Source organism: Pseudomonas sp. PDM20, from assembly GCF_014852575.3.
Taxonomy (GTDB): Bacteria; Pseudomonadota; Gammaproteobacteria; order Pseudomonadales; family Pseudomonadaceae; genus Pseudomonas.
The window spans coordinates 5734813-5750464 of sequence record NZ_CM181224.1; the positions used below are offsets into that span (position 1 = coordinate 5734813).

At 67.2% G+C, this 15652-nt stretch carries 12 protein-coding genes; 9 read left to right on the forward strand and 3 right to left on the reverse strand.

The annotated features are described in order from the left end of the window. Complete coding sequence (locus tag IB261_RS26465) at window positions 1-1065, reverse strand: DUF2333 family protein (RefSeq protein ID WP_045216423.1); 1065 nt, start codon at window positions 1063-1065, stop codon at window positions 1-3. A gap of 288 nt (window positions 1066-1353) precedes the next feature. Between IB261_RS26465 and IB261_RS26470 the strand changes: the two genes are divergently transcribed. Both IB261_RS26470 and IB261_RS26475 read left to right on the forward strand, forming a co-directional pair. After that, entirely contained in the window at window positions 1354-2964 is a 1611-nt protein-coding gene (locus IB261_RS26470; RefSeq protein WP_081515615.1) for a GGDEF domain-containing response regulator, read from the forward strand. 1514 nt (window positions 2965-4478) lie between these two features. Next, complete coding sequence (locus tag IB261_RS26475) at window positions 4479-5066, forward strand: methyl-accepting chemotaxis protein (RefSeq protein WP_427871392.1); 588 nt, start codon at window positions 4479-4481, stop codon at window positions 5064-5066. A 166-nt stretch (window positions 5067-5232) separates the two neighbouring features. On the opposite strand, the gene speB is transcribed toward IB261_RS26475, so the two are convergent. Both speB and IB261_RS26485 read right to left on the reverse strand, forming a co-directional pair. After that, window positions 5233-6195 (reverse strand): agmatinase, encoded by a 963-nt coding sequence (gene speB / locus IB261_RS26480; RefSeq protein WP_192383765.1) that lies wholly within the window; start codon window positions 6193-6195, stop codon window positions 5233-5235. Between the two features lie 151 nt (window positions 6196-6346). Beyond that, window positions 6347-7438, reverse strand: a complete 1092-nt coding sequence (locus tag IB261_RS26485; RefSeq protein WP_192383764.1) for a polyamine ABC transporter substrate-binding protein — start codon at window positions 7436-7438, stop codon at window positions 6347-6349. A 114-nt stretch (window positions 7439-7552) separates the two neighbouring features. Between IB261_RS26485 and IB261_RS26490 the strand changes: the two genes are divergently transcribed. The 7 genes from IB261_RS26490 to IB261_RS26520 all read left to right on the forward strand — a co-directional run bounded on the left by IB261_RS26490 (window position 7553) and on the right by IB261_RS26520 (window position 15642). Beyond that, window positions 7553-8461 (forward strand): LysR family transcriptional regulator, encoded by a 909-nt coding sequence (locus IB261_RS26490; RefSeq protein ID WP_081515612.1) that lies wholly within the window; start codon window positions 7553-7555, stop codon window positions 8459-8461. 145 nt (window positions 8462-8606) lie between these two features. Continuing rightward, on the forward strand, window positions 8607-10460 hold the full coding sequence (locus IB261_RS26495; RefSeq protein WP_192383763.1) for a protein-disulfide reductase DsbD: 1854 nt from the start codon (window positions 8607-8609) through the stop codon (window positions 10458-10460). A 149-nt stretch (window positions 10461-10609) separates the two neighbouring features. Then, window positions 10610-11053, forward strand: a complete 444-nt coding sequence (gene aroQ / locus IB261_RS26500) for a type II 3-dehydroquinate dehydratase (RefSeq protein WP_015479055.1) — start codon at window positions 10610-10612, stop codon at window positions 11051-11053. A 24-nt stretch (window positions 11054-11077) separates the two neighbouring features. Continuing rightward, the gene (gene accB, locus IB261_RS26505; RefSeq protein WP_081515610.1) at window positions 11078-11542 is read left to right on the forward strand and encodes an acetyl-CoA carboxylase biotin carboxyl carrier protein; all 465 of its coding nucleotides are present in this window, start codon (window positions 11078-11080) and stop codon (window positions 11540-11542) included. 17 nt (window positions 11543-11559) lie between these two features. Beyond that, complete coding sequence (gene accC, locus IB261_RS26510) at window positions 11560-12909, forward strand: acetyl-CoA carboxylase biotin carboxylase subunit (RefSeq protein WP_045216407.1); 1350 nt, start codon at window positions 11560-11562, stop codon at window positions 12907-12909. A 183-nt stretch (window positions 12910-13092) separates the two neighbouring features. Continuing rightward, window positions 13093-13971: a 50S ribosomal protein L11 methyltransferase gene (gene prmA, locus IB261_RS26515; protein WP_081515608.1), complete on the forward strand. Its 879-nt coding sequence runs from the start codon at window positions 13093-13095 to the stop codon at window positions 13969-13971. A 60-nt stretch (window positions 13972-14031) separates the two neighbouring features. Further along, window positions 14032-15642 (forward strand): DUF3426 domain-containing protein, encoded by a 1611-nt coding sequence (locus IB261_RS26520; protein WP_151188454.1) that lies wholly within the window; start codon window positions 14032-14034, stop codon window positions 15640-15642. Window positions 15643-15652 lie beyond the last annotated feature (10 nt).

A 15652-nucleotide genomic window follows, 5' to 3' on the forward strand; every position in this document is an offset into this window, starting at 1 on the left:
TCAGCCCTGGGCCAGCAGCTGACGCAGGTCGATGATCGCGGCGTTGGCGCGGGAGATGTAGTTGGCCATCACCAGCGAGTGGTTGGCCAGCACGCCGAAGCCGCTGCCGTTGAGGACCATCGGGCTCCACAGCGGCGCCTCGGCGGCCTCCAGCTCGCGGATGATCTGGCGCACGCTGACAGTGGCGTTCTTCTTCGCCAGCACGTCGGCGAAGTCCACCTCGATGGCGCGCAGGATGTGCGACAGCGCCCAGGCCTGGCCGCGGGCTTCGTAGAACACGTTGTCGATCTGCATCCAGGGGGTTTCCTGGATCACTTCCTCGACTTCCGGCGCCTGGCCAGGGGTGACCGGCTGCATCGGCGTGATGTTGGTGTTCAGCTTGACCCGGCCGACGCTGGCCGAGAGGCGCTGGGACAGCGAGCCCAGGCGGGTGGAGACGTCACCCAGCCAGTTGTTCAGGCTGTCGGCGCGGGCATAGAACTGCGCGCCGGCCGGGTCGGCGGAGAGACGGCCCAGGTAGCGGTCCAGGGACTTGATGCCCTCGGCGTATTCCGACTCGGAGGACGGCAGCGCCCAGCTCTTGTTGTCGAAGTTGAAGCGCGGCTCGGCGCGTGCCAGGTCGGCGTCCTCGGTGGACTGCGACTGGGAGCGGGCGAAGTCCTTGCGCAGCGCGCGGGACAGATCGCGCACCTGGACCAGGGCGCCGTATTCCCAGCTGGGCATGTTGTCCAGCCAGACGCCCGGCGGGAAGATGTCGTTGGAGAGATAGCCGCCCGGCTTGTTCAGCAGCGTGGCGACCACTTCCTTGAGGGTTTCCACCGTGGTGTAGCCCACCACCATCTGCCGGCCGGCACGCTCGGCGGCGGCCTGGGCGTTCTGCTGCACGGGGAAGAGGTCCGGCTCCTGGCTCCAGTACCAGCCGATCGCGCCGCAGATCACCAGGTAGACGCCCAGCAGACCGCCGAGCACGCGGCCCAGCCAGGGGCCGCCGAAGTAGGCGCGCGCGTCGTCCACCGAGTCGTTCACGCGGTCACGCACGGAGCCGCGTTTCTTCCAGTTCCACATGGCAAGTTCCTTGATGTCCCGAATTCGAAGATAGCTTGGACCCGCAACCGGCCCCAGGGTGCCGGGATTTTAGGCCGCTGTGCGCAAGCATGCCGCACGCAGGCGGGTCGGCGCAGCCTACCCTGCGCATGGTGCTGGTTAATGCTGCGAAATACAAAGCTTCGGATGTTTGACCGAAGGCACTGTTATTGCCATCAAGGATTGGTAGCATAGGGCCATCACCGTGTATCACGGCGGAAACATTTTCGCCCCGCAGGCCGCCGGTACGGCTCTATAAAGAAGCGCGCGATGACCGAGCTCGACGATCCATCTCTCGACCGCCTCAAGCATCATTTCGCCCAGCGGGTGATCCACCAGGCCCGGCACCTGCTGGAAGTCTGGCAGCGCCTGTCGCGCTCGGAGTGGAACAGCGCCGGCACGGCCGAGCTGGCCGAAGCCTGCCTGCGCCTGCAACGCTATGCCGAACGCTTCGAACAGGCCGAGCATGCGGACCTGGCCAAGGCCATCGACCAGTGTCTGCGCGCTGTGCAGGACAACCGCGGGCGTCTTTCCAGCGAGCTGATCACCGAACTCAACCGCCTGATGCAGCGCCTGTCGCGCACCGGCCTGCGCCACGGCGACCAGTTCGAGCAGACCAACCTGCCACCGCTGCGCAAGCCGGTCTACCTCGCCCTGCAGGACCAGGAACGCGCCGAGCGACTGGCCCAGCAGCTGGAATTCTTCGGCATGGCCGCGCAGCCGTGCGAGCACGCCAACGCCTTCCGCGCCGCCATGGCCGACCGCCATCCGGCGGCCATCGTGATGGAAATCGACTTCGCCAACGGCCAGGGCCTGGCGCTGGCCGACGAGGCCCAGGCCGGTCTCAAGCAGAAGCTGCCGGTGCTGTTCTTCAGCCACGAAGAAACCGACACCCCGACCCGCCTGGCCGCTGCCCGCGCCGGTGGCCAGGACTTCTTCAGTGGCGCGCTGGACGCTTCCGGCCTGCTGGAGAAGATCGAGACGCTGACCCGCGTGGCCCACTACGAGCCATTCCGCGTACTGATCGTCGACGACTCCCGCGCCCAGGCCGCGCATACCGAGATGGTCCTCAACAGCGCCGGCATCGTCACCCGCGCCCTCACCGCGCCGCTGTCGGTGATGACCGAGCTGGCCGAGTTCCAGCCGGACCTGATCATCCTCGACATGTACATGCCCGAGTGCCTGGGCACCGAGCTGGCCAAGGTGATCCGCCAGCACGAGCGCTATGTGAGCGTGCCGATCATCTACCTGTCCGCCGAGGACGACCTGGACAAGCAGCTCGACGCCATGAGCGAAGGCGGCGACGACTTCCTCACCAAGCCGATCAAGCCGCGCCACCTGATCGCCACCGTGCGCAACCGCGCCGCCCGCGCGCGCAGCCTGAAGGCGCGGATGGTGCGCGACAGCCTCACGGGCCTGTACAACCACACGCATACCCTGCAGCTGCTCGACGATGCCCGCTTCCGCGCGCGCCGCGAGGAGCGCCCGCTGACCTTCGCGATGCTCGACATCGACCACTTCAAGCGGGTCAACGACACCTACGGCCACCCCATGGGCGACCGGGTGATCAAGAGCCTCGCGCTGTTCCTCAAGCAGCGTCTGCGCAAGACCGACCACATCGGCCGTTACGGCGGCGAAGAGTTTGCCGTGGTACTGCCGGACACCGACGCCGCCTCGGCGCACAAGGTGCTGGAGGAAATCCGCCAGCGCTTCGCCGAGATCCACTACCCGGCGCAGCCCCACGACCTGTCCTGCACCTTCAGCTGCGGCATCGCCGAGCTGGGCGAGGAGATGGACATCAAGACCCTCGCCAAGCAGGCCGACGAGGCGCTGTACACCGCCAAGCACGGCGGCCGCAACCGCGTCGAGGTCTACAAGTAACTCCCGCCGCCGGTCCGGCGCGGCGCTCTGCCGCGCCATTTCCCGACCGGATGCTGGCACCGTGTCATCAGCCAGTAACGAAACTGCAATAGGTTCAGGGCTCGCCGTTTTTTCGCTGTCGGTCGAGACCTGCCATGCGCCTCAAGCTGCTCACCAACCTCAACACCTTCCTGCTCCTGCTCGTCTGCCTCGCGCTGGGCGCCACCCTGTGGTGGTCGCAACGCGCCCTGGAGCGCCCTTTCACGCTGATGGACCGCTACCTGGAGCTCTCCCAGGGCTTCGAGCGCAAGGTCGCGCAGAACATCCAGGCGTACCTCGCCAGCGGCGACGCGCTCAAGCAGAAAGCCGCCCAGCAGGGCCTGGACGAACTCGCCCAGGAGCTGCCGCAACTGCCGGACAGCCTCAGCCAACTGCTCGGCCAGAGCCTCGACGAACTGCGCCAGTTCAGCGGCAACCAACTGCTCGCCGCCGGCAAACTGGCCGGCGACCCACAGGGCCTGCTGCTGCAGGCCGAGCGTGACCTGCTGGCCGCGCTGGACCAGCTCGGCACTTACGCCGACGCCAGCCAGAACCCTGCCGCCGCCGAGTACCGCACCCCGCTGCTGCAAGCCGGCCTGCACCTGACGCGCCTGGCCCACGCCCGTGCCAAGCTGGTGGAGAGCGGCAACCCGGCGCTGGCCGAAGACATCCAGCGCGAGCTGGAAACCCTGCGCCAGCTGGCCGAGCGCATCGACGCCCTGCCCCTTCTCGGCGTGCTGGAGCAACAGGCCTCCGCCTCCGACGACTTCGCCGCCATGATGGGCCTGGAATCCCAGCCGGCCGCCCAGGCGCAGAGCGAGGACCGTGGCGTCCCCCTGAAGCGCGACCTCGCCAGCGTGCTGCGCCGCTACCCGGATGAACTCAACCGCACCCGCCAGCTGATCGCCCAGCGCCAGGAGCTGGCCAACGCCACCGCCCAGCGCCTGGGCGCCGTGCAGCAGGCGCTGGCGACCCTGGAGCCGCAGGTGCGCGAGGAGCGCTCGAAGATCCAGACCCAGGTGCGCATCATCCAGGGCGCGCTGATCGCCCTGATCCTCGCCACCGCGCTGCTCATCGACACCCTGCAACGCCGCCTGGCGCGCGTGCTTGGCCAACTGGTCCCGGCGCTCTCCACCTGGGCCCGTGGCGACTTCGCCAGGCCCATCGCCCTGGCCACCCGCACCCGCGACCTGGTGGAGCTGCAGGAATCGCTGAACCGCCTGCGCGACTTCCTCGGCACCCTGGTCGGCACCATCCACCAGCGCGCCGAGGAAGTCGCCGGCAGCAGCCGCGCCCTGGCCGAGCTCAGCGGCGGCCTGCACGCAGGGGCCGAGCGCCAGGCCAGCGATACCGGGGAAATCCGCGACGCGCTGGGCAACATGGAAGCGGCGATCCAGCAGGTGGCCGGCGACGCCAGCCAGGCCGCTTCGGCCAGCCACGCAGCCGGTACGGCCGTCGAGCAGGGCCAGCAGGTGATCGGCAACAGCCTGAGCGGCATGCGCGCGCTGGTGGACGAAGTGCAGAGCAACGCCCAGGCCATCGAGAACCTCGCCGAGGAGTCGGCCACGATCGGCAACGTGCTGGGGGTGATCCGCTCCATTGCCGACCAGACCAACCTGCTGGCGCTCAACGCCGCCATCGAGGCCGCGCGGGCTGGCGAACAGGGCCGCGGGTTTGCCGTGGTCGCCGAGGAAGTGCGCTCGCTGGCCCTGCGCACCACCGGCGCCACCGAGGAAATCCAGCAGCTCACCGCGCGTCTGCAGCAGGCTGCGCGGCAGTCGGTGGAGGCGATGCGCAGCCAGGTCGAGCACGCGGAAGTCACCGCCAACCAGGCCGGCGCCGCCGAGGGCGCGCTGGACGAAGTGGTCGGCGCCATCCGCACCATCGCCAGCATGGCCGAGCGCATCGCCGAAAGCTCCGCCCAGCAGAGCGGCGCGGTGAGCGAAATCCGCTCGCACAGCGAACGCATCCACGAACTGGGCAGCGAGAACCTGCGCCTGATCGGCCAGGGACGCAGCCAGGGCGAGCAGTTGCAGGAACTGGGCGGTGCGTTGCACACCGCCGTGCGGGCGTTCCGTGTCTGACGACGTCATACGCCCGACGCCTGGGATCAGGCATTGGTAGGATGGGTGGAGCGCAGCGATACCCATCAATCGCCGTGCGCAGGCAGCATGGGTATCGCTGCGCTCCACGCCATCCTACGTCCGGTTTTTCCTGTACGCGCAGGCGCTGGGGCAATTCAAAGCGGAGTCAGCGCTCGCCGAGCTTGTGCCGCGCCGCATACAGGCAAACCATCTCCATCGCCAGGGTCGCGCCGGCCAGCGCGGTGATTTCGGCGTTGTCGTAGGGCGGCGCGACTTCCACCACGTCCATCCCCACCAGGTTGATGCCACGCAGCGCGCGGAGGATTTCCAGCGCCTGGTGCGAGCTCAGCCCGCCACAGACCGGCGTACCGGTACCCGGTGCGAAAGCCGGGTCGAGGCAGTCGATGTCGAAGGTCAGGTACACCGGGTTGTCGCCCACCCGTGCGCGAATACGCTCGGCGATGGCCTGCGGCGTGTTGCGATGCACCTCGCGGGCGTCCAGCACCTGGAAGCCCATCACATCGTCGTTGGTGGTGCGCAGGCCGACCTGCACAGAGCGCGCCGGGTCGACCAGACCTTCGCGGGCGGCGTGATAGAACATGGTGCCGTGGTCGATGCGCTGGCAATCCTCGTCCGGCCAGGTGTCACTGTGGGCGTCGAAGTGGATCAGCGACAGCGGCCCGTGCTTCTTCGCGTGGGCCTTGAGCAGCGGGTAGCTGATGAAGTGGTCGCCGCCCAGGGTCAGCAGCGCACAGCCGGCGTCGAGAATGTGCGCGGCGTGGGCTTCGATGACGTCCGGGGTTTCCTGCGGCACGCCGTGGTCGAAGGAACAATCGCCGTAGTCGATCACCGCCAGGTGGTCGAAGGGGTCGAATTCCCAGGGGAAGTGCCGGGCCCAGGCCATCTGTACCGAGGCGGCGCGGATCGCCCGCGGTCCGAAGCGGCTGCCGGGGCGGTTGGTGGTGGCGGTGTCGAAGGGCACGCCGCTGACCACCAGGTCGACGCCGCGCAGGTCACGGCTGTAGCGGCGGCGCATGAAGCTGGTAATGCCGGCGTAGGTGGATTCGGCGGCGGTGCCGTAAAGGCTGTCGCGGGTGATGGCCTGGTCGTTGTCTTGGGCGAGATCCATGGCTTCCTCATTTTTTAGTTATCGGTTGGTCACGGTGATTCAGGGAGCGTCCGCTACGTAGGGTGCATAACCTGGAACAGGTTATCCGCCGGCTCTGGCGCGACTCGGCGGATAACGCTGGCGCGTTATGCGCCCTACAAAAAACGGCTCCTCAGCTACGGGTACGGAACGCCGACCACAGCCGGGTGCGCTCGCGCTGCTGCTTCAAGGTCAGCAACTGCTCGCCGAACAACTTCTGGCGCATGGCCGGCGCCGGGTAGATGTCCGGGTCGCCAGCAACATCGGCATTCAGCAGCGGCGTGGCCTTCAGGTTGGCGTTGGCGAAATAGAGCGTGTTGGTCAGCTCGGCGATGGAATCCGGGCGCAGCATGAAGTCGATGAAGGCGCGCGCTTCCTGCGGGTGTGGCGCGTCCACCGGGATGGCCATGGTGTCGAACCAGATCAGCGTGCCCTCCTTCGGAATCCGGTAGATCACCTCGAACGGCTTGTTCGCCTGCTTCGCCTGCGCAGCGCCCATCAGCGCGTCGCCGGTGTAGGTCAGGGCCACACACAGCGTGCCGTTGGCCAGGTCGTTGATGTGCTTGCCGCTGGCGATGTAGCGCACGCTGGGCTGCAGCTTCTCCAGCAACTGACGGACTTCGGCCAGGTCGGCCGCGTCGGTGCTGTAGGGCGACTTGCCCAGATAATTCAGCGCCACGCTGATGACTTCCTGCGGCGAGTCGATCAGCGAGATGCCGCAGTCGGCTAGGCGGCTGGCGTACTCGGGCTTGAACAGCAGGTCGAGGCTGTCCAGCGGTGCGTCGGGGATGCGCTTGAGCACTGCGTCCTTGTTGATCGCCAGGCCCACGGTGCCCCAGGTGTAGGGCACGCCGAAGCGGTTGCCGGGGTCGATGGCGGCCAGCTTGGCGAGCAGGTCCGGGTCGAGGTTGGCGAAGTTCTTCAATTGCGCGTCGTTCACCGGCTGCACGGCCTTGGCCTGGATGGCGCGGGCCAGCCCGCTGCTGGCGGGGAACACGACGTCGTAGCCGCTGCGGCCGGTCATCAGCTTGCTGTCGAGCACCTCGGCGCTGTCGAAGGTGTCGTATTTGACGCGGATGCCGGTTTCCTTCTGGAAGCGTTGCAGGGCATCGGCGCCGACGTAATCCGCCCAGTTGTAGAGGTTGAGCACCCGCTCCTGCGCCTGCAGGGGCATGGCCAGGGCCACGGCCAGCGCCGTGAGAGAAGCCCGGAAGAACGCACGCATGATCATCGCCTCAGGTTGTTGTGGTTATGCGGCGAGCATGGGGCGGGCTTTACTTTGTAAAAATACAAAGTTAATTACTTTGGCATTTCATCATGACAATGTTTGGAGACGGCCATGCTCAGCCAATTGCGCGACCTCGACCTGCAACTGCTGCGGCTGTTCGTCACCGTGGTGGAATGCGGCGGCTTCAGCGCCGCGCAGGGCGAGCTGGGGCTGAGCCAGCCGAGCATCAGCATCCAGATGGCCAAGCTGGAGACGCGCCTGGGCTACCGCCTGTGCGAGCGCGGCAAGGGCGGCTTTCGCCTGACGCCCAAGGGCGAGCACCTGCTGCAATCGACGCGGCGCCTGTTCCTCGCCATCGAGGGCTTCCGCGACGAGGCCCGCGGTGTCGCCGACAAGCTGCTCGGCGAGGTACGCATCGGGCTTTCCGAAGGGCTGGACGTGGAAGTACTGGCGCAGCTGTCCGGGGCCATCCGGCGCTTCCGCCAGCGCAATGAAGCCGTCAGCCTGGAACTGATCACCGCCACGCCCGCCGAGCTGGAGCGCCTGCTACTGCAGGACCGCCTGCACCTGGCAGTCGGCTATTTCGCCGGGACCCAGGCGGCGCTGGAACATGTCGAGCTGTTCAGCGAACCCCAGGGCCTCTACTGCGGCGCCGGGCACCCGGCCTTCAGCGAGAAGAAACCGACCCGCGACTCCCTCGCCGACGCCGACCAGGTCCTGCACCCCTACCGCTTCATCGCCGCCGACGAGCCGCTGCAAACCAGCCGCAGCAGCGCGCGCTGCGAGCAGGTGGACGGCAGCCTGGCCTTCATCCTCTCCGGCGCGCACATCGGCTACCTGCCCAGGCATGTCGCCCAGCCGTGGATCGAGCGTGGCCAGCTGCGCGAACTGCTGCCCGGCGAACTGGGCTTCGACGTGGCCTTCAGCCTGACCCGCCACCGCGGCCGCCACCCCGGTGACGCTGAGCAGGCCTTCGTCAGCGATCTGTTGACAGCCTTCGGCCAGCACGCGGCCGATTGACGCAGCGGCGTCACGGGAACCGGGACTCGTAGGCGCAGTCCCACAGCGTCTATCACTTCTTGTGACAGCTGATCCGGCAACGCCTCGGGCCGCGCAGGAAGCTTTCCGCTATCATGCCCGCCACCCTGTAGTCCGCGAGATGTCCATGCGCCGCCTGCTCACCCTGCTTCTGCTCCTGGTCGCCCTGCCTGCTTCCGCCGGCCTGTTCGACAAACCCGCCGACAAGGGCGGCTTCGCCGTCGGGCAACCGGCCAAGGGCGATTTCCTGCCGGTGGCCGAGGCCTTCCGCGTCAGCGTCGAGGACAGCGACAGCCAGCAGGTGAAGCTGCGCTTCATCAACGCCGATGGCTACTACCTCTACCAGCACCGTTTCAGCTTCAAGGTCGAGCCCGCCGACAGCGGCGTGAGCGTCGGCGAAGTGAAGCTGCCGCCAGGCAAGCAGCACCACGACGACTACTTCGGCGACACGGTGGTCTACTACGCCATCACCGACATCGACGTGCCGCTGGTGAACCCGCAGCACAAGCCCTTCACCCTGGTCGTCAGCTACCAGGGCTGCGCCGACAAGGGCCTGTGCTATGCGCCGGAAACCACCCGCCTGCAGATCGCCGACGGCCAGGCCGCCAGCGTGGTGACCGGCCCCGCACCTTCCGCCGCTACCAAATCCTCCGCCACTTCGGCCAACCCGCTGGCCAGCCTGCTGGGCGACCACGAGCCGGGCAAGATCAAGAAACTCGGCCGAGCGCTGGCGATCTTCTTCCTGCTGGGCCTGGCGCTGACCTTCACCCCCTGCGTACTGCCGATGCTGCCGATCCTCTCCGGCGTCGTGCTGCGCGGTCGTCCGGGCGGCATGCGCGGCCTGGCGCTGTCGCTCGCCTATGTGCTGCCGATGGCCGCCTGCTATGCGGTGCTCGGCACCCTGATGGGCCTGTTCGGCGCCAAGCTCAACCTGCAGGCAATGCTGCAGTCGCCCTGGGTGCTGATCCCCTTCGCGGCGTTCTTCGTGGTCTTCGCCATCGCCATGTTCGGTGCCTTCGAGCTGCGCCTGCCGGGCTTCGTGCGCGAGCGTCTGGACAAGATGGCGAACAACACCCGCGGCGGCTCCATCGCCGGCGCGGCGACCCTGGGCGTGCTCTCCAGCCTGCTGGTATCGCCCTGCGTCACCGCCCCGCTGGCCGGCCTGCTGCTGTACATCAGCAGCACCGGCGATGCGGTAGGCGGCGGCCTGCTGCTGTTCTCCCTGGGCCTGGGCATGGGCACGCCGCTGGTGATCTTCGCCGTCGGCGGCGGCGCGCTGCTGCCCAAGAGCGGCGCCTGGATGAACGGCGTGCGCAACGTCTTCGGCGTGATGCTGCTGGCCGTGGCCATCTGGATGCTCGACCGCATCGTCTCCGGCCCGGTCTCGCTGACCCTCTGGGGCACCCTGGCCGGCGGCATCGCCCTGGCCATCGGCACCCTCGAACTGGGGCCGAAGAAGCCCCTGCAGCGCCTCGGTCAATTGCTCGGCCTGATGCTGCTGGTCTACGCCGTGGCCGCCTGGACCGGCGCCCTGCGCGGCGAATCCGACCCGCTGCACCCGCTGGGCCGCAGCGGCCCCGGCCTGCATGCGGGCCCGCCGACGTCCACCCCCGGCGACTGGCAGAACATCACCACCCCGGCGCAGCTCAACGCGGCGCTGGCCAGCGCCCAGGCCGCCGGTCGGCCGGTACTGCTGGACTGGTACGCCGACTGGTGCATCAGCTGCAAGATCATCGAGCGCCAGGTACTGCCGGCGCCGGAAGTACAGTCGCAACTGCCCGGCTTCGTCCTGCTGCGCTTCGACATGACCGCCAGCACCGAGGAGCAGCGCGCCCTGCTCGACCGCTACAACCTGTTCGGCCCGCCCGCGCTGCTGTTCTTTTCGGCACAAGGCGACGAATGGAGCGACCTGCGCATCATCGGCGAGACCGACGCCGCCACCCTCGCCGACCGCCTGAAACAGGCTGGAACGCGCTCCTGATCACAGTTTGATTGCAATGGTTTTGCCGTAATCGGCTGGCAACATGCTGACATCTACGGCAAAACCCGCATGACTGGACAGTCACGCCGACTTTCCGGCATAGTCCCGCCCTATCTTTTCCCGCCAAGAACAAGGACTACCGCATCCAGATGGCGACCTTACTGGTACTGCACGGGCCCAACCTCAATCTGCTGGGCACCCGCGAGCCCGACAAGTACGGCTCCGTCACCCTCGAGCAGATCAACCAGGACCTGGAGCGCCGCGCCCGCGAGGCCGGCCACCACCTGATGCACCTGCAGAGCAATGCCGAGTACGAACTGATCGACCGGATTCACGCCGCGCGCAACGAAGGCGTGGACTTCATCCTCATCAATCCGGCCGCTTTCACGCATACAAGTGTCGCTCTACGTGACGCATTGCTCGCAGTGAGCATCCCATTCATCGAAGTGCACCTCTCCAACGTGCACAAACGTGAACCTTTCCGGCATCACTCCTACTTTTCCGACGTGGCGGTAGGGGTGATCTGCGGTCTGGGAGCCACAGGCTACCGCCTGGCCCTGGAATCCGCCCTCGAACAACTTGAACGCCCGTGACCTCACCTGGGAGAGCGAACACTGATGGACATCCGTAAAGTCAAGAAACTGATCGAACTGCTCGAAGAATCCGGTATCGACGAACTGGAGATCAAAGAGGGCGAAGAGTCCGTACGCATCAGCCGTCACAGCAAGACCGCCGCCCAGCCGATCTACGCTGCCGCCCCGGCCTACGCTCCGGCCCCGGCCGCAGCTCCCGTGGCCGCTGCCGCTGCTGCCCCGGCCGCTGAAGCCGCCCCGGCTGCCCAGAACCTCGCCGGCGCCGTACGCTCGCCGATGGTCGGCACCTTCTACCGCGCAGCCTCGCCGACTTCCGCCAACTTCGTCGAAGTCGGCCAGAGCGTGAAGAAAGGCGACATCCTCTGCATCGTCGAAGCCATGAAGATGATGAACCACATCGAGGCCGAGACCAGCGGCGTGATCGGTCAGATCCTCGTGGAGAACGGCCAGCCGGTCGAATTCGACCAGCCCCTGTTCACCATCGTTTAAACCGCGGGGAACCTGCGATGTTGGAAAAAGTACTGATCGCCAACCGCGGCGAAATCGCGCTGCGCATCCTGCGCGCGTGCAAGGAGCTGGGCATCAAGACGGTGGCCGTGCACTCGACCGCCGACCGCGAGCTGATGCACCTGTCGCTGGCCGACGAAGCGGTCTGCATCGGTCCGGCCCCGGCCGCGCAGTCCTACCTGCACATCCCGGCGATCATCGCCGCGGCCGAGGTTACCGGCGCCGTGGGTATCCACCCCGGCTACGGCTTCCTCGCCGAGAACGCCGACTTTGCCGAGCAGGTCGAGCGCTCGGGCTTCACCTTCATCGGCCCGAGCGCCGACGTCATCCGCCTGATGGGTGACAAGGTGTCCGCCAAGGACGCCATGAAGAAAGCCGGCGTGCCGACCGTACCGGGCTCCGACGGCCCGCTGCCCGAGGACGAAGAAACCGCGCTGGCCATCGCCCGCGAGGTGGGCTACCCGGTGATCATCAAGGCCGCCGGTGGCGGTGGTGGTCGCGGCATGCGCGTCGTGCACAAGGAAGAAGACCTGATCAAGTCCGCCAAGCTGACCCGCACCGAAGCGGGCGCGGCCTTCGGCAACTCGATGGTCTACCTGGAGAAGTTCCTGACCAACCCGCGTCACGTGGAAGTCCAGGTCCTCTCCGACGGCCAGGGCAACGCCATCCACCTGGGCGACCGCGACTGCTCCCTGCAGCGTCGTCACCAGAAGGTGCTGGAAGAAGCCCCAGCCCCGGGCATCGACGAGAAGGCCCGCGCCGAAGTGCTGGCCCGCTGCGTCCAGGCCTGCGTGGAAATCGGCTACCGTGGCGCCGGCACCTTCGAGTTCCTCTACGAGAACGGCCGCTTCTACTTCATCGAGATGAACACCCGCGTGCAGGTGGAGCATCCGGTGTCGGAGATGGTCACCGGTATCGACATCGTCAAGGAAATGCTCAGCATCGCCTCGGGCAACAAGCTGTCGATCAAGCAGGAAGACGTGGTCATCCGTGGCCATGCGCTGGAATGCCGGATCAACGCCGAAGACCCGAAGACCTTCATGCCGAGCCCCGGCAAGGTGAAGCACTTCCACGCACCGGGCGGCAACGGCGTGCGTGTGGATTCGCACCTGTACAGCGGCTACGCCGTGCCGCCGAACTACGACTCGCTGGTGGGCAAGATCATCACCTACGGCAAGGACCGCGATGAAGCCATGGCGCGCATGCGTAATGCGCTGGACGAGCTGATCGTCGATGGCATCAAGACCAACACCGAGCTGCACAAGGAGCTGGTCCGCGATAAAGAGTTCTGCAAGGGTGGCGTGAACATCCACTACCTGGAGAAGAAGCTGGGCATGGACAAGCACTAAGCCTGCCCTGCTCCGCCTCGCTCCACCACAAGGGCTGCCTCCGGGCGGCCCTTGTGCTTTGCGGCCCCTGCACGCTGGCATGGCAGGGTGCCGTGCAGTAAGCTTGCCGCCTTTATCTGCGGGCCGCCCAGGCGGTCCGTTGTCTTTTCCAGCTCCATCCCGGCACGATCGAGGTACCGCCCCATGCCCTGGCTTCAAGTCCGACTCGCCATCACCCCGGATCAGGCGGAAACCTATGAAGATGCGCTGCTGGAAGTCGGCGCCGTCTCCGTGACCTTCATGGACGCCGAAGACCAGCCGATCTTCGAGCCGGACCTGGGCACCACCCCGCTGTGGAGCCACACCCACCTGCTCGCACTGTTCGAGGCCGACACCGACGAAACCTCGCTGATCGCCCACCTGACCCTGCTCACCGGCGGCGAACTGCCAGAGCACCAGATCGAGCGCATCGAGGACCAGGACTGGGAACGCAGCTGGATGGACAACTTCAAGCCGATGCGCTTCGGCCGCCGCCTGTGGATCGTCCCCAGCTGGCACGAGGCTCCGGAGCCGGAAGCGGTGAACCTGCTGCTCGACCCGGGCCTGGCCTTCGGCACCGGCACCCACCCGACCACCGCGCTGTGCCTGGAATGGCTCGACGGCCAGGAGCTGGCCGGCCAGCAGGTGCTGGACTTCGGCTGTGGCTCGGGCATCCTCGCCATCGCCGCGCTGCTGCTGGGTGCTGAGCAGGCGGTCGGCACCGACATCGACCCGCAGGCGCTGGAAGCTTCTCGCGACAACGCCTCGCGCAACGGCATCGACCCGGCGAAATTCCCCGTCTACCTGCCCGCTGATCTGCCCAAGGCGCAGGCGGACGTGCTGGTGGCGAACATTCTGGCCGGTCCGCTGGTCACATTGGCAGAGCAGCTCACCGGGCTGGTGAAATCTGGTGGCCTGCTGGCCCTTTCGGGCATCCTCGCCGAGCAGGCCGAGGAAGTACGCGCCGCCTACGCCGACGCCTTCGACCTCGACCCGACCGCCGAACGCGATGGCTGGATCCGCATCAGCGGCCGCCGCCGCTGAGTGCCCGCCGTACGGGGCTTGAGTTAGACTAACCGCCAGATTTTTCCGCCGGACCGCCGCATGAGCGAAAGCTTCATCACACAGTGCCCCCATTGCCAGACCCGTTTCCGCGTCAACTCGGCGCAACTGGGCGCGGCCAGCGGTGCTGTGCGCTGCGGAACCTGCCTGAAGGTCTTCAGTGCGCCGCAGAACATGGTCGGCGAGCCGACCCAGGTTCCGGCGCCGGCTGTCACGACGATACCGCCCGCTGCAGCCCCGAAACCTGCCCCGGCAGCGGAGCCGGTCGCGCCGCCTGCGCCATCGAAAGCCCCGGAGCCGATCGCAGCCGCGCCCGTTCCCGCGCCGGCCTTCAACACCTTCACTCCCGAAAAGCCCGCCGCACCGAGCGCTCCTGGCACCGCCACCCTCGGCTGGCCGCTGGCACCCCACGCCGCGCGGCACTCCAGCGATGTGGCGGAAAAGCCCGCCGTCGCCGAGCAGAAGGTAGAAGCAAAACCGGCACCGGTTACCGAACCTGCCTCGGCCGTCGCCGCGACCACGGTGATCGCCCCGGCAGCGACCGTGACCAGCGAGCCACCCAAGCCTGCTCCTGCACCGGCCGCCGGAAAAAAAGACGAGACGCTGTGGATCCACGACGATCTCGATCTGGACAGCCTCAACCTCGACGAGGAACTGGCCAAGCTCGACGAGTTCGAGCTGTCCCAGGAATTCCTCAGCATCGACCGTGCGCCGCGCCCCAGCGAAGCCCTGCAGACTCGCCAGGAAGAGAAGCGCGACCCGCACGACGAGCGCTGGGCCGAAGCCCTGATCGAAGAGGAACAGAACGGCGCAAGTCGCACTTCCCGTCAGGAGCCCAGCTTCGGCCGGCTGCCCATCGAGGAACCGGAGGAGCCGCCCGCCAGCGCGCGCCTGGTGGCCGACAAGGAATCCGAGCCGGAGGAGCCCGAGGAAGAGCCGGAGCACGAACCGCGCATCGACCCGGCCCCCCTTCGCGTCGAGAGCGACGACGAGAAACTTCCAGCCTTCAGCGCCCGCCGTGATGACGATGAGCCTGACGATGAAGACGAGGAGCCGCCGCTGGCCGACCAGCGCGGCGACCATCGGCGCGCCGATCCAGGCCTTGGCAATGATGGCCTGAACGACCTCAGCGACGAACCCCTGCAGCTCGACTGGCAGAAGCCGAAGAGCCGCTGGGGCCGCCGACTGTTCTGGCTGCTGCTGGTATTGCTGGCCCTGGCCGGTCTCGCCGGCCAGTACATCGCCTATCACTTCGACGAACTGGCCCGCCAGGACCAGTACCGCCCCTGGTTCGCCCAGGCCTGCCCGGAGCTGGGTTGCACCCTGCCCTCCAAGGTCGACGTGGAGCAGATCCGCAGCAGCAACCTGGTGGTGCGCAGCCACCCGGACTTCAGCGGTGCGCTGGTAGTGGACGCGATCATCTACAACCGCGCCAACTTCTCCCAGCCCTTCCCGCTGCTGGAAATGCGCTTCGCCGACCTGAACGGCCAGTTGATCGCCAGCCGCCGCTTCAAGCCCAGCGAGTACCTCTCGGGCGAGCTGGCCGGGCAGAGCGAGATGCCGCCGCAGACGCCGATCCACATCTCCCTGGACATCCTCGATCCGGGTCCCAAAGCGGTGAACTACAGCCTGAGCTTCCACTCGCCGGAATGACCCGGCGAGT

Bases quoted from the DNA above. Each gene is read 5' to 3' on its own strand.
- IB261_RS26465 (WP_045216423.1), bottom strand. From the start codon at position 1,065: ATGTGGAACTGGAAGAAACGCGGCTCCGTGCGTGACCGCGTGAACGAC.
- IB261_RS26470 (WP_081515615.1), top strand. From the start codon at position 1,354: ATGACCGAGCTCGACGATCCATCTCTCGACCGCCTCAAGCATCATTTC.
- IB261_RS26475 (WP_427871392.1), top strand. From the start codon at position 4,479: ATGCGCGCGCTGGTGGACGAAGTGCAGAGCAACGCCCAGGCCATCGAG.
- speB (WP_192383765.1), bottom strand. From the start codon at position 6,195: ATGGATCTCGCCCAAGACAACGACCAGGCCATCACCCGCGACAGCCTT.
- IB261_RS26485 (WP_192383764.1), bottom strand. From the start codon at position 7,438: ATGCGTGCGTTCTTCCGGGCTTCTCTCACGGCGCTGGCCGTGGCCCTG.
- IB261_RS26490 (WP_081515612.1), top strand. From the start codon at position 7,553: ATGCTCAGCCAATTGCGCGACCTCGACCTGCAACTGCTGCGGCTGTTC.
- IB261_RS26495 (WP_192383763.1), top strand. From the start codon at position 8,607: ATGCGCCGCCTGCTCACCCTGCTTCTGCTCCTGGTCGCCCTGCCTGCT.
- aroQ (WP_015479055.1), top strand. From the start codon at position 10,610: ATGGCGACCTTACTGGTACTGCACGGGCCCAACCTCAATCTGCTGGGC.
- accB (WP_081515610.1), top strand. From the start codon at position 11,078: ATGGACATCCGTAAAGTCAAGAAACTGATCGAACTGCTCGAAGAATCC.
- accC (WP_045216407.1), top strand. From the start codon at position 11,560: ATGTTGGAAAAAGTACTGATCGCCAACCGCGGCGAAATCGCGCTGCGC.
- prmA (WP_081515608.1), top strand. From the start codon at position 13,093: ATGCCCTGGCTTCAAGTCCGACTCGCCATCACCCCGGATCAGGCGGAA.
- IB261_RS26520 (WP_151188454.1), top strand. From the start codon at position 14,032: ATGAGCGAAAGCTTCATCACACAGTGCCCCCATTGCCAGACCCGTTTC.